The organism is Bacterioplanoides sp., assembly GCF_965226395.1.
GTDB lineage: Bacteria > Pseudomonadota > Gammaproteobacteria > Pseudomonadales > Oceanobacteraceae > Bacterioplanoides.
This window is the reverse complement of record NZ_OZ245358.1, coordinates 2,457,558-2,469,988: the sequence shown is the minus strand read 5'-3', so window position 1 is coordinate 2,469,988 and position 12,431 is coordinate 2,457,558. Positions and strand designations below refer to the sequence as shown.

Sequence of the window (12,431 nt, the reverse complement as noted above, 5' to 3'; positions counted from 1 at the left end):
TTAAAACATTAAAAAATTAATAGGCCGATGCGTTATCGACTTTAAAGTTGTAGAGCTGTCGGGCGGAGCCGTAGCGTTTAAAATTGGCCGGATCTTCATCGACTCCGGCGCGATTGAGTAATTCGCTCAGCTCCTGCAGATGCTCTTGCCGCATTTCTTTTTCGATGCAATCCGCACCTAATGATTTAACGCTGCCTTTGACATAAATCTGAACTTCATACAGAGAATCACCCAAGGCATCACCGGCATCACCACATACCACCAGCTTGCCTGTCTGGCCCATAAAACAGCTCATATGACCAACATTACCCTGCACCACAATGTCGACCCCTTTCATGGAAATACCACAACGGGCACCGGCATTACCTTCGATCACCAATAGGCCGCCATGGGCCGTGGCACCAGCCGCCTGGGAAGCATCGCCTTTAACCCGCACCGTGCCAGACATCATGTTTTCGGCGACGCCCTGCCCTACATTGCCGTGTACCGTAACGTGCGCTTTTTTATTCATACCGGCGCAGAAATAACCGGCATGACCAATCACATCGACGGCTAAATTCTGATCCAGACCACAGGCGATATTGTGCTGACCTTTAGGCTCCAGTACCTGCCATTCACGTTCGCTGCACACCTCTACCTGATCGTGCAGCGCCTGATTTAAATCACGCACACTGGCCGTTGTTAAATCGATTGTTTTCATCGTTGTTCTACCTCTGTTGACCCAGACTGTTCACGCTCCCAGACATAAATCGTGGCCGGTTCCGGCTCCCAGACCTTGGCGTCTTCAATACCGGGCAAAGTGCTCAGCGCCTGATATTCCGATGCCATCGCAACATAATCGTCGGTCTCCGCCAGAACGGCGGGTTTGCAGGCAATAGGGTCGCGCACCACGGCAAAGCCATTGCGGGTACCGATGGTAAAAGTGAAAAATCCGTCTAAGTCATCCATGGCGTTTTCCAGCGCCTGATTCAGGCTGTCGCCTTGTTGCAGATGCAGGGTTAAATAACCGGCGGCAACTTCGGAATCGTTGTCAGTCTGAAACTGCACACCCTGGCGCTTCAGCTCTTCGCGTAAACGGTTGTGGTTCGACAGCGAGCCGTTATGTACCAGACATAAATCTTCGCCGGTCGAAAACGGGTGGCTGCCTTCCATGGTGACCGCCGATTCAGTAGCCATACGGGTATGACCAATAATGTGGCTGCCCTTCATCGTGGTTAATCCAAAGGTGTCGGCGATACTTTGCGGCAGGCCCACCTCTTTCAGAATTTCAATCGAACGACCAGCACTGAGAATCACCACCTCAGGTGCAAGTTGAGCAACAGCGGCTTGCGCGGCTAAAGCCTCAGACTGCACTTTAAAAACCGCGACCTTGCTGTTCTGGAACCATTCAACTCCGGTATCCAGCTGTTGCTGCAACGCCAGAGCCAGCCCCTGCCAATCGTAATCTTCAACGCTATGGCGCAGGGTCAGCTTAGTGGCAGCATCGCTGACTTCATCACCATAAATCGCAAACCCGGCACTGTCGGGGCCACGCTCGGTCATGGCAATCAGCATGGGGGTAAATAACGCCCCTAGCTGACTTTCCAGTGCCTTATTTTTTAAATACAGGCCAACAATTCCACACATAAAAACCTCGTATTAATAACCTTTTCTAGCGCGTTATATTCCGCTTTAAATTCTTTTTTAAAATCGTGTTTTAAAGCTATTTTTTAAGCTTTTTCTGAATGAATAACCTCAGAAGAACTCGGCATAACGCTGTACTTCCCAATCGGAAACATGACGGCTGTATTCAATCCACTCGGCACGTTTTACTTTCAGGAATTCCTCTACAATTTCACTGCCCAGACGTTCCTTCAGCACACTATTGGCTTCCAGTGCATCCAGAGCTTCATTAAGATTTTGCGGCAGAATATCGATGCCTTTTTGCTGTCGCTCGGCATCACTGATGGTGTAAAAGTTGATATTTTGTGGCTCGCCCGGATCCAGCTCGCGTTCAATTCCATCCAACCCGGCGGCAATCAGTGCAGCGTGTACTAAATACGGATTACAACCGGCATCCGGCAGGCGGAATTCCAGTCGTCCATAAGGAATACGCACCATGGCCGAACGATTATTGTCGCCATAAGCGATATATGCCGGAGCCCAGGTGGCACCGGAAGCCGAGCCGCCCACCACTAAGCGCTTGTAAGAATTCACCGTTGGTGCCGCAAAGGCACATAAGGCTTTGGCGTGATGCAATAAACCAGCGGTAAAGTGATAGGCCAGTTTGGATAAACCCATGCCGTTGGCATCACTGTCGTCATGGAACAGGTTATTGCCATCCTGATCGGCTATTGATAAATGGAAGTGCATACCGTTGCCGGTGCGATCAGACGCTGGCTTGGGCATAAAGGAGCAGACCATGCCTAAATCATTGGCGATTTCCCCCGCTGCCATGCGCACCATGGTGAACCGATCTGCGGATTCCAGCGCATCACCATAGGTGTAATTGATCTCGAACTGGCCGTTGGCGTCTTCGTGGTCAATCTGATACACGTCGAAATCCAGCTGCTGCAGCGATTCCACCAGTGTTTCCAGAAACTCACGTGAGCGTGATAAGCCTTTGTAGTCGTAGCAAGGTTTATCCAACACATCCGAGTCATCCACCATGGCCAGGCTGCCATCGCTATTGCGCTTAAACAGTGAGAATTCCGGCTCCAGCCCGGTATTCAGTGTCCAGCCTTTATCAGCCAGCAGCTTCACCTGTTTTTTCAGTACTACCCGGCTGTCGTAAGGGTGTGGTTTACCATTTACATGGCCATCACACACAATGCGGGCGTAACCCGGTTGCCACGGCACAATGGATAAGGTGTCGAGGTCGCCACGAGCCATAAAGTCCGGCCCATGTGGCTCCATGCCCAACCCCCAGACGGCAAAACCAGCGAACCCGGCGCCACTTTCCACCACGTCCATCAGGCAATGTGCCGGTACCGATTTGGTTTTGGCAACACCATGAATATCCACGAACTGAGCCAGGATATATTTGATCCCATTATCTTCGATAAAAGTGTCTATCTGATGTGACATATCCCACTCCATTTCCTTTCAGTAAATTTAATTACCTGTAGAGAAAGCACCGTTCGTGCCAACGACTTTCTTTTTGGGAATATTAATTTCCTATTAAGATAAACCCTTGAATTATAAGGATCTGGTAAACTTTTTTTCATTGTGGGAATATTTGTCGGCAGAACAGGCTGGTGAAATTAAGCCGCATCCGTGCACACCAATGGGATATGGCGCACCTTGATAAGGCACTCAGCGACTCAGTTACTAACCACTCTCATAGAGGATTTCGATATGGCGACACCGCTGGATAAGAAGTTCGATCTTGACCAGTACATCGGCATGAAGGTTAAGAAGGCACGAATGGATGAAGGCCTGAAGCTGGTCGACGTCGCCCGGATTTCCGGCATCAGTCAGGGCATGGTGAGTAAAATTGAAAACGCGCAGGTTTCTTCCAGCCTGGAAACCCTGAGCCGTTTATGCGATGCCATCGGTTTGCCGATCTCAAAGTTATTTAATGACTACGACCGCCCGGATGGTGGCGCTCAGTTCACCAAAGCCGGTGAAGGACTGGAAGTGGTTCGCCGTGGCACCGATAAAGGCCACACCTACCAACTGCTGACTTATCAGCGTGGCGGCAAAACCACCTTTGAACCCTTTATGGTCACCATGGATGATTTATCAGAAGTGTTCCCAACCTTTTCGCATCCCGGTGAAGAGTTTATTTATCTGGTATCCGGCAAGCTGGTGTATCGCCATGGTAATCACCTATATGAAATGGAAGCCGGTGACAGCCTGACCTTTGATGCTGAAATTCCCCACGGCCCGGAGCGCCTGCTGGAAGTACCCATTCAGTTACTGTCGATGATTAACTACTCCGATGATTAACGGCTCTGATGATTAACGGCTCCGACGGTTCACCGCCCTTATAATTAACAGCTCTGACGGCTAAGCGACTCAGGTCTGTTTACGCCATATCAAATGTTAACTTTGTCACAACCAGCAGTAGTAAATCACAAATCCATTCGTTTACCTTGGGGCTAACGGCTACACTCCCGCCATCGTTGTCTGACGAGCTCATTCATCCTCTGATTGTTAAAGGTAATATTGTGCTTAGATCACTTAGCTTTTTGTTTTTAAGTATTGCTTCCCTCTTTGCCAACGCGGCTCCCGGCTATATTGAGCCGGAACCCATGGCACAACAGATCAGAACCCCGGTGGGTGAGGTCGATACCGCCGGGCCAACTCAGGTACCGATTATTACCTGGGGTGGAGAACTGGTTTCCATCTTTGCCAATGGCAACAGCCTGACCACCCAGCCAAACAGCTTGATGGCACAGGCCGGATTAAATATTAATCTGGTTAAACAGGATGTATTTCAGGAGCAGGTAAAAGACTATATGTCTGGCCGTTCGCCTTATTTGCGTTGCACCATTGGTATGTGTAATCAGGCGCTGGATATTATTAACGCCGACCCACGCACCCGCCCGGTGATTATTCACCAGCTGACCTGGTCACGGGGTGGTGACACCCTGGTTGCCAAAGACGGCTCTATGCAAGTCAAAAACCTGAAAGGCAAAACCATTGCGGTACAGGCCTATGGCCCACACGTGGATTTTATGACCACCGTGCTGGAACAGTCCGGATTATCCACCAATGACGTTACCCTGAAATGGTTGCCAGAACTGACCATGCACCCGGACTCGCCACCACAGGCATTAACCGAGCCGGATATTGATGCTGCCTTTATGATTATTCCGGATGCTTACCCGATTACTTCCGGCCGTCAGGTGGGTACGGGTAAAAAAGACTCGATTAAAGGCGCACGTATGATTATCTCTACCATGTTCGCACGCCGTATTATTGCCGACGTCTATGTGGTGCGCTCTGATTATTTAGAACAATACCCACAGGAAGTGAAAAAGTTTGTTGGTGCACTGGTACGCGCCGGGCAGCAGGTTCCGAAATTGATGAAAAACCTATCGGATCCGGAAAAAATGAAACTGGCCAGCGCTGCCGGGGATATTTTATTAGGGGATAAAGAAGCAATTCCGGATATTGAAGAAATGTTCTACGACGCTCAGTTTGTTACCGTCGAAGATAATATTAATTTTCTGCAGAACCCGGATTATAAGCACAATGCGGATGTGCTGAATAAACGGGTACAAAAATCGTTTAATGAATTAGGGCTGATCTCTACTCAGGCTGAAATTCAGAAAGCCCAGTGGAATTATTCGGAGCTGTAACGCTCCGCATAATTCGTCTTTTTAAAGTGTCAGAACTTATCTTCTAACAACTCTTTGCCCGCCCGTAACGCTTCCTGGGCGGCGGGCGCGCCACAATACACTGCGGAGTGTAATAACACTTCGCGGATTTCCTCCGCCGTTGCACCATTGTTTAAAGCGCCCTGAATATGGCCTTTGATCTCAGTCGAGGCTTTTAACGCCGCCAGCATACCAACCGTGACTAACGAGCGGGTTTTGCGATCTAACCCGTCACGCTGCCATACCGAACTCCAGGCGTGTTCATTGATCCACTGCTGCGCAGGCTCCATATACGCGCTGGTGTTGCCCATGGCTTTATCGACGAATGCTTCGCCCATTACTTCTTTGCGAACCTTTAAGCCGTTATCGAAATCTTCTTTGCTCATGTTGTGTCTCTGTTGCTTTGTTTTAGCCTTGCTGTTGGTGGCTGGATAATAGCATTCTTACAAAGGCTGGGTATGCAGCCAGTATGATTTCAAATTTTCAAGGAGTGAAAGCAAACCTTACTTTCGTGCTTGCCCGCTTTCTCAGTAGGTGATAATTTAAACACTAGTAAATTCCATGGGTTACGGAAGTGGTTTACAAAATAGTAGGCATGCCGTGGCCGAAATAGTGTGCGCGCACGCTTTTCTGGAAGGGAGTTATCTTGCTAAGGAAGGTTTCAACGTGAAATCAATTAGTTGCTCGAAAAGTTCTCGCTAAGATATCAGGCGCGCACACGAATAAACTGTTAGGTGCCCTCAAGTTTGAAGCGGTAACGAATGCTACTTATAGTCTGTAGAGTCATAGTCATCATATTGGAACAATGTTTCCTTTTTAAACTGTTCTGAATGATGCCTAGATCCCCAAGTATTTCATTGCGCTCCACTCTCGCTGAGAATATCCGTGCTTTTAGAAAGTCGCATGGCATATCACAGGAAGAGTTAGCCGATATGTGCGAATTACATCGTACTTATATTGGTTCAATTGAACGAGAAGAGCGTAATGTTACTTTAAGTACTTTAGAAGTACTTGCTGAATCTCTTGGAGTAAGCGTCACGGAATTGCTTACAACGAGAACTAATAGTGACAATTAAAAATCCAATTGATTTTAAATTATCCATCGAAGCTTCTGGCTTTGACATTTATTCACCAATCGAAGTTGGCGATGCCAACCTATGGATTCCAACTTTACAACTAGAAGCCTTATTAAGAGATGGTTTAATTGGGCATAATTTAGCTGGCTTAGCGTTAAGAACTAGATCCAAGGTCGTTAAGCAGGCAGTTTGCTCAGCTCTTGGGTATCCAGTTCCTAATTCTTTTAAAAAAACTCAGCCACGTTTTTTTGGGCAGCAGCTAGACATCTACACACAAAAATCTAGGAATTTACAAATTTGGAATGAAGAGCTTTCAGCGACAAGAAGGTATGCTTTAATTCAAATATCTGAGCAGGATATTATTACCGAAGTTAGGGTGGTTAATGGTCAAGAGTTAGCAAACTTAGACACCACGGGAACAATAACTACAAAATATCAAGCAGGCCTCGTGATTGGCCCCGAAAGTCATGAGTTGATTTCAAATTTTGATACACCAGAGCTTTTTCCATTTTTGAACTCGAATGCAGTTCTTTCAGGTGCTATTAGCCCAATAAGTGAACCCCAGTCAAATTCATTGCTGCCAATTCAGGAAATATTCAATCGCTTATCTCCACTTGTAGGTTGTCAGTTTGCCGACCCAGGCATTGATCAGGAGCGCAATCGCGGTGAAGGACTGCACCGTCTGGTTTGTGAGTATTTAGGTTATAGTAGTTATGAAGATAAAGGTCAGTTTCCAGATATTCGCCATCAATTGCTAGAAGTGAAACTACAAACATCGCCCACAATAGATCTGGGGTTAGTTCTACCAAGTAGTTCAGAGAATGTAGATGTTCAGCAACTTGGAGGTTACCACCCAAAGCATCGCGACACTCGTTACGTTATTTTTTATGCAAATACTGATGGTAGGGTTGTTACGCTGACCCATGTGTATGTAAGTACAGGCGCTGACTTCTTTACTAGATTTAGGCAATTCGAAGGTAAGGTGAGTAATGGGAAGATTCAAATTCCATTACCTAGTAATTTCTTTTGAGTCAAAGCCGAATGCTTTCCAGATTAGGGCCTCAAGTTCAGAGGCTAGTTTGTCTGCTTCCGCTGATGGTGTTTTTTCGTAAATCAATTTTGCTAAGTCTATAATCGCTATAGACTCAGTTAAATCTGGATTGGGTAGCGGGAACTGATTTACATATTGTGTAATAAACCTTCTTTTTCCCGCGTAAAGCTTGTTGTTAAATTTATGGTCGTAAAAAACTTCGATGAATGATGAGTTTGCCACTGCAAGTGCCAGCCACATAAGGTCCTGTTCGCTTTCATTTTTACATTGAAGCCAATAGCATTCCCCGTTTACCACCCCGCCACTTGTGTCCATCCAAAACATAGGTTTTTCTGATATATCTGGAAATACTAGCTTTGGTAACGGCCATGCAGCGGGGTCATGAGGTACCCAAAGTTCATACCAGTTACGACCTGCATCGATGAGATACTTTCTGCTTTCTAGCTTTTCTTTATGCTGCTCTAAATAACGAGCTGATTTTGGATATAGACCTATATCCACCGCTGAGCGTCCGTTTGCGGTGGTTTCATGAGGATAAAGTATCTCTTTTCGATACTTTGGGTTTTCAGGGAGTTGTGCCTTAAAGCGTTGAGCACATTTTCTGGTAATAAGTGGTTTCAATAGCTCAGGCCTTCCAGTTGGCAGTTCGTTCCAGTCGCTACGTAAGAAAATTTTATCCGCTGTTGATTTCACGCCCACTCGTATCTTTCCAATACGGCTAAATGTGTCCCATGTGTGTGCTTTAACTGTATCAAGCCATTGATCAGTTTGCTCTGTAGCTATTCTCCAAACACTTTCTAGAGTTTCACCACTCGCTAATGTGCCTCTACGTACTCTGAAAAACCTACCATCAGGAACTTCTGTAACAGTATCGTCTTTCTCAGTTAAAGCATCTAGAGCATTAGGAGACTTAGTGGTGGGCTCATCTTTGGTTTCATAAATTGATGTAAACAAAATCTTATCGGCTGTGATGTCTTTACTGGTATTACTTGTTGCAACAAAAACAGACGGAAGAACAGCAGCATCAAATAGCTTTGTATCACCTAAATCCCAAATGTTTAATAAATTGAAGCGAGTAAGCATTTCTCTACGAACATCTTGACCTGATTTTGTTGTCATGAATCGGTTTGAAGTGATTACGCCAGTAACTCCATTGCTATCAAGGACTCTGGATATACCCAAAATAAAAGGGTAATAGAGGTCTACTCGCCCGCTAAGGTTAAAACTTTTAGCTATGTTTTTTGACTGTTCAGCACCCATTACTTGAGTTCGTACGTAAGGAGGGTTGGCTATGACTAAATTAAATGGTTCAGCCTGCTCGTTTAATGAAAAAAGATCATCACTGCCTTGTAGGTTAAGAGTGTGTTGGAGAAAATCCTTCTGTTCTAGCTGTATATCTAAATTAGGATATTTAGCGTGCAGCCTACTGATTGCATTTTTAATAGCATCAGGATCAGTGTCAAAGCCACGAACTACAAGCCGTTTTCTCAAGCGCGGCGCTACATTTAGTATTAAAGCATTAAGTAGTTCGCCATCACCACATGCAGGATCTAGCACCCTTATATCGCCTGTTTTTGGTATGTTAAATACACTTAACATTTGTTTGGCTACGAAATCTGCTAGTAATTTAGGAGTGTAAGTTGAACCATCTAATTTCTGCTTGTCAACATCAGTGTATCTTGCGATATTGGGTTTACTTACCATATTTGCGCCTACATAATTGATACTTATAGTCATCATTATACTGTTCATTAAAGAGTATTGAAAGCACCAAATGCACCTAACAAGCGACTGTGATTCAACCCTGATCTTTCCCCGATAAAACGGACACCGAAATCTAATTAAGATTGAGGTGTCCAATGCCAAAGTACAACAACCCTAGAAAGACCTGGCAATATTCCAACGAGTTTAAAGTAAAAGCCGTTCAGTTGAGTTTGATCTCAGGTATTCAGGTTCAAGAAGTAGCTAATACGCTCGACATTCATCCGTTCATGCTGTCACGATGGCGGAAAGAATATCGTGAAGGAAAGATCGTGGCAGACAAACGTAAAAAGTTGACAGATGCAGCAAGCCAGCAAGAAAAAGAGTTGTCGAAAGTGAAAAAGCTTGAAGCCGAGAATAAAAAGTTGAAGCAGGAGCTTGATCTGTTAAAAAAGTGGCAACGGTTTCTTGCGGAGGAACATCAGCAAGATATCGATTCATCAAGAAGTTCGGGAAAGAGCTAGGCATTAAACGAACCTGCGAATGGCTTGGTGTATCAAGGAGTGGCTATTACGACTGGTTAAATCGTAAGCCCTCTACGCGAGATCGAAGAGATGATCAGCTTAAAGGCTTAATCAGAAAAATATGGAATCAAAGCGAAGGCCGATATGGAAGCCCACGCATCTGGAAAGCACTGTATAAACAGGGCATCAGTGTTAGCAAGAAGCGTATAGCTCGGCTTATGAGCAATATGGGCCTCATTGCCAGAGTCACAAGGGTAACGTACCGAGCACCAGGTATGAGACGTTTTCTGGCTTCTGGAGGAAACCTCCGACCAGATGGTGAAGTTCCTGAGCGAAAAAATAAAGTGTGGGTTGCTGACGTAATGTATCTCAAGGTTAAAAATAATTGGCATTACTTGTCTGTGATCATGGACCTCTACTCACGAAGAATTATTGGCTGGAGCCTGGATACGAAGAGGACAACCGCCGTCACTCGAAGAACGCTGATCAATGCGATACGTAAGCGAAAACCATCAGAATCACTGATGCTGCATACTGATCGTGGTGTTGAATATAGAGGTGCAGAGTATCAAAAAGAGCTGAGACGGCATGGTATTGAACATAGTCTAAGCAGGCCTGGGAAATGTACGGACAACGCACATATGGAGTCATTTTTTCATTCATTGAAAGCCGAGTTGATACGCAAGACAGAATTTAAAACGACAGAAGAGTTAAAGTATTCTTTAGCTCGTTATATTAATGACTTTTACAACAGAAAACGGCTGCATTCGGGTATCAATTACTGTTCACCAATGGAATATGAACGAATAGCAGCATGAAAAGTAATGTGTCCGTTTTATCGGGGCAAGATCACCCGTAGCTAAAAATTAATTAATAAACCCACTCCAAGCCATCCCGAACCATAGCGTTCAGGATGATTAAAAACTTTCTCATAGCTGCTGTCAAAGCTACTTTCTTATGCTTTCCCTGTTTAACCAGGTGACGATAAAAACCACCAATAATCGGATTAACTTAATGTCGCCATATAAAGCGTTGTACGAACGCTGTGGCGGCCTTCTAATATCCTTCTCTTACCTTGTGACTTACCGCTGTCACGATTAATTGGAGCAAGACCAGCAAGCGCACTGATTTGTTTATGGTTCAGAGCACCAAATTCTGGCATCTCACTCAGCAACGTCCAGATTAAAGCGTTACCAACGCCGGGAACTGAGGACAAGATCTCTTTGCGGTCATTCCAGGTAGGCTCACCAAGCTTGGTCTCTACCCAATCAATGTCTTTATTCAGCTCTTTAACGATGCGAGTGCAGGAATGCTCCTTCTGCTTACCCATAACTTTGGCACGATTGGTTTCTTGCGTACGCATGGCAATCAACTGCCGGCGACTACTACCAAGTCCTTGATTAACTGCAGATTTTCACTACGTTGCTTAGTTAATCTCGGTTTCATTAAAGCGGCAAAGCGAGCAATGATAGCTGCATCGATCTTATCTGTTTTAGCGAGCTGATCCGCTGCTCTGGCAAACTGTCTAACTAAGATCGGTCGCACAATGGCAACAGGTAAGCCTTTCTCAAAAGCAGCCGTAGCAAAGGCCATTTCATAGCGACCCGTTGCTTCCATTACGATGCATTGAACCTTATATCGTTTCAAAATTTTAATCGCTTCACGAACACCTGAATCATTATTTTCTACCGTAAAATGACGATCTCGTTCCCAGATAAATATATCTAACTGGAATTTACCGACGTCAATTCCGACGTTTACACCCATATCCTGTTTATTCATTGTCATAGCATCCCGTACTTGCTAAATTCGGGCTTGAAGCCCATTCGACTGTTCGAGTTAAAATCGGGTCGGAGAAGCATCCAGGCTTGTTAACGATATCGAGTATCTGGCATGCATCGGATTACTTCTCCGGTAACTAGTTGCCGCTAGCTACGGGCTTCACCTTACTATTTAATCGGTAAAGGAAACAGCGGTTAACAATGGAAATTGAACCATACAAGTATAACCATCATCGTCCCAGTAAAAATACGCAGGGACTGGGTCTCGCTTCTCTCAGACGCTGCTAAAGGCATTAGGCATCAGTATGGAAAACTACGAATCTAAATTGCTATCAATTACTACAGGGGAAGAGCCATTAACTAAAGGTTATATTTCGTATGCTGATTTCTCTGCACTGCTATCAATTAAGACAGTGGATACATACGAACGGGAATTACGTAAGCTTGCTAAGAAGCTCCCATACAAAACGTCTTCCTGGCCTAGTTTTGGCCAATACAACGAAGACTGGTATAGGGTTGAGGTAGGTGAATTTAAGCGCGAATTGCAATATTGTGAGCGAGGAATTTGCCAGGTCAGAGAGAGCTGCGAAAATCTAATTGATTTGAGTTATCAAATTTTAAATATCGTATCTCCTAGTTTAACTCCTTCAGCATCAAAAATAGCAGAAAGTTTTGATCAAATAAAAGACCAACGATTACTCATTTGGTTACGTATGAGCTCGGAGATATTTCACATGTACCAAATTAATAGTTACTTTGGAATTCGTATGCTAAATGCAAATGTCACATGGATGTGCGAGGAGTTAGTTAGAATGGGAGTTTATAGCAATACCACTGATGCCTTTAAAAGCGAAAAGCACATTATTCAAGGCTTGGTATTGAGTGGCCTACCTAAAAACACGGCATCAACACTGTATCAGGAACTGAAAAATTCCTAATAAGCGTCTAAAAACAAGCTACCAAGCAGCCTGTGGAAGTGGTTTTATGAAAAA

General features: G+C 45.1%; 13 protein-coding genes. 6 read left to right on the top strand and 7 right to left on the bottom strand.

The features are described 5' to 3' along the window. Positions 1-16 precede the first annotated feature (16 nt). The 3 genes from ACO05E_RS11485 to glnT all read right to left on the bottom strand — a co-directional run bounded on the left by ACO05E_RS11485 (position 17) and on the right by glnT (position 3,066). Positions 17-700, bottom strand: a complete 684-nt coding sequence (locus ACO05E_RS11485) for a protein glxC (RefSeq protein ID WP_419813074.1) — start codon at positions 698-700, stop codon at positions 17-19. Further along, complete coding sequence (locus ACO05E_RS11480) at positions 697-1,626, bottom strand: class II glutamine amidotransferase (RefSeq protein WP_419813073.1); 930 nt, start codon at positions 1,624-1,626, stop codon at positions 697-699. The genes ACO05E_RS11485 and ACO05E_RS11480 overlap by 4 nt, the downstream gene beginning before the upstream one ends. A 108-nt stretch (positions 1,627-1,734) precedes the next feature. After that, positions 1,735-3,066 (bottom strand): type III glutamate--ammonia ligase, encoded by a 1,332-nt coding sequence (gene glnT, locus ACO05E_RS11475; protein ID WP_419813072.1) that lies wholly within the window; start codon positions 3,064-3,066, stop codon positions 1,735-1,737. 270 nt (positions 3,067-3,336) lie between these two features. On the opposite strand from glnT, the gene ACO05E_RS11470 reads away from it, so the two are divergent. Both ACO05E_RS11470 and ACO05E_RS11465 read left to right on the top strand, forming a co-directional pair. Next, positions 3,337-3,930, top strand: a complete 594-nt coding sequence (locus tag ACO05E_RS11470) for a helix-turn-helix domain-containing protein (protein WP_419813071.1) — start codon at positions 3,337-3,339, stop codon at positions 3,928-3,930. Positions 3,931-4,235: 305 nt separating this feature from the next. Then, complete coding sequence (locus tag ACO05E_RS11465; RefSeq protein ID WP_419813070.1) at positions 4,236-5,288, top strand: ABC transporter substrate-binding protein; 1,053 nt, start codon at positions 4,236-4,238, stop codon at positions 5,286-5,288. 29 nt (positions 5,289-5,317) lie between these two features. Here ACO05E_RS11465 and ACO05E_RS11460 read toward each other — a convergent pair whose 3' ends face one another. Further along, entirely contained in the window at positions 5,318-5,692 is a 375-nt protein-coding gene (locus ACO05E_RS11460) for a carboxymuconolactone decarboxylase family protein (RefSeq protein WP_419813069.1), read from the bottom strand. Positions 5,693-6,136: 444 nt separating this feature from the next. Between ACO05E_RS11460 and ACO05E_RS11455 the strand changes: the two genes are divergently transcribed. Further along, positions 6,137-6,382, top strand: coding sequence for a helix-turn-helix domain-containing protein (locus ACO05E_RS11455; RefSeq protein WP_419813068.1), 246 nt, complete (start codon positions 6,137-6,139; stop codon positions 6,380-6,382). Further along, positions 6,372-7,412, top strand: a complete 1,041-nt coding sequence (locus ACO05E_RS11450; RefSeq protein ID WP_419813067.1) for a hypothetical protein — start codon at positions 6,372-6,374, stop codon at positions 7,410-7,412. Before ACO05E_RS11455 ends, ACO05E_RS11450 begins: the two co-directional genes overlap by 11 nt. Here ACO05E_RS11450 and ACO05E_RS11445 read toward each other — a convergent pair. After that, a complete protein-coding gene (locus tag ACO05E_RS11445; RefSeq protein ID WP_419813066.1) occupies positions 7,392-9,173 on the bottom strand; it encodes an Eco57I restriction-modification methylase domain-containing protein in 1,782 nt (593 codons plus the stop codon). The two genes, ACO05E_RS11450 and ACO05E_RS11445, sit on opposite strands and share 21 nt — an antisense overlap. 119 nt (positions 9,174-9,292) lie before the next feature. Between ACO05E_RS11445 and ACO05E_RS11440 the strand changes: the two genes are divergently transcribed. Next, a protein-coding gene (locus ACO05E_RS11440; protein WP_419812805.1) for an IS3 family transposase occupies positions 9,293-10,476 on the top strand; the annotation gives its coding sequence in 2 pieces (ribosomal slippage) (positions 9,293-9,575 and positions 9,575-10,476; 1,185 coding nt in all). 188 nt (positions 10,477-10,664) lie between these two features. On the opposite strand, the gene ACO05E_RS11435 is transcribed toward ACO05E_RS11440, so the two are convergent. Both ACO05E_RS11435 and ACO05E_RS11430 read right to left on the bottom strand, forming a co-directional pair. Further along, the gene (locus ACO05E_RS11435) at positions 10,665-11,021 is read right to left on the bottom strand and encodes a transposase (RefSeq protein ID WP_419813065.1); all 357 of its coding nucleotides are present in this window, start codon (positions 11,019-11,021) and stop codon (positions 10,665-10,667) included. A 5-nt stretch (positions 11,022-11,026) separates the two neighbouring features. Then, entirely contained in the window at positions 11,027-11,440 is a 414-nt protein-coding gene (locus ACO05E_RS11430; protein WP_421722733.1) for an IS110 family transposase, read from the bottom strand. A gap of 304 nt (positions 11,441-11,744) precedes the next feature. Here ACO05E_RS11430 and ACO05E_RS11425 point away from each other — a divergent pair, with 304 nt between their 5' ends. After that, entirely contained in the window at positions 11,745-12,377 is a 633-nt protein-coding gene (locus ACO05E_RS11425) for a hypothetical protein (protein ID WP_419813063.1), read from the top strand. Positions 12,378-12,431 lie beyond the last annotated feature (54 nt).

Coding starts and splice junctions, on each gene's coding strand:
- ACO05E_RS11485 (WP_419813074.1), bottom strand. CDS start 700: ATGAAAACAATCGATTTAACAACGGCCAGTGTGCGTGATTTAAATCAG.
- ACO05E_RS11480 (WP_419813073.1), bottom strand. CDS start 1,626: ATGTGTGGAATTGTTGGCCTGTATTTAAAAAATAAGGCACTGGAAAGT.
- glnT (WP_419813072.1), bottom strand. CDS start 3,066: ATGTCACATCAGATAGACACTTTTATCGAAGATAATGGGATCAAATAT.
- ACO05E_RS11470 (WP_419813071.1), top strand. CDS start 3,337: ATGGCGACACCGCTGGATAAGAAGTTCGATCTTGACCAGTACATCGGC.
- ACO05E_RS11465 (WP_419813070.1), top strand. CDS start 4,236: ATGGCACAACAGATCAGAACCCCGGTGGGTGAGGTCGATACCGCCGGG.
- ACO05E_RS11460 (WP_419813069.1), bottom strand. CDS start 5,692: ATGAGCAAAGAAGATTTCGATAACGGCTTAAAGGTTCGCAAAGAAGTA.
- ACO05E_RS11455 (WP_419813068.1), top strand. CDS start 6,137: ATGATGCCTAGATCCCCAAGTATTTCATTGCGCTCCACTCTCGCTGAG.
- ACO05E_RS11445 (WP_419813066.1), bottom strand. CDS start 9,173: ATGATGACTATAAGTATCAATTATGTAGGCGCAAATATGGTAAGTAAA.
- ACO05E_RS11435 (WP_419813065.1), bottom strand. CDS start 11,021: ATGCGTACGCAAGAAACCAATCGTGCCAAAGTTATGGGTAAGCAGAAG.
- ACO05E_RS11430 (WP_421722733.1), bottom strand. CDS start 11,440: ATGAATAAACAGGATATGGGTGTAAACGTCGGAATTGACGTCGGTAAA.
- ACO05E_RS11425 (WP_419813063.1), top strand. CDS start 11,745: ATGGAAAACTACGAATCTAAATTGCTATCAATTACTACAGGGGAAGAG.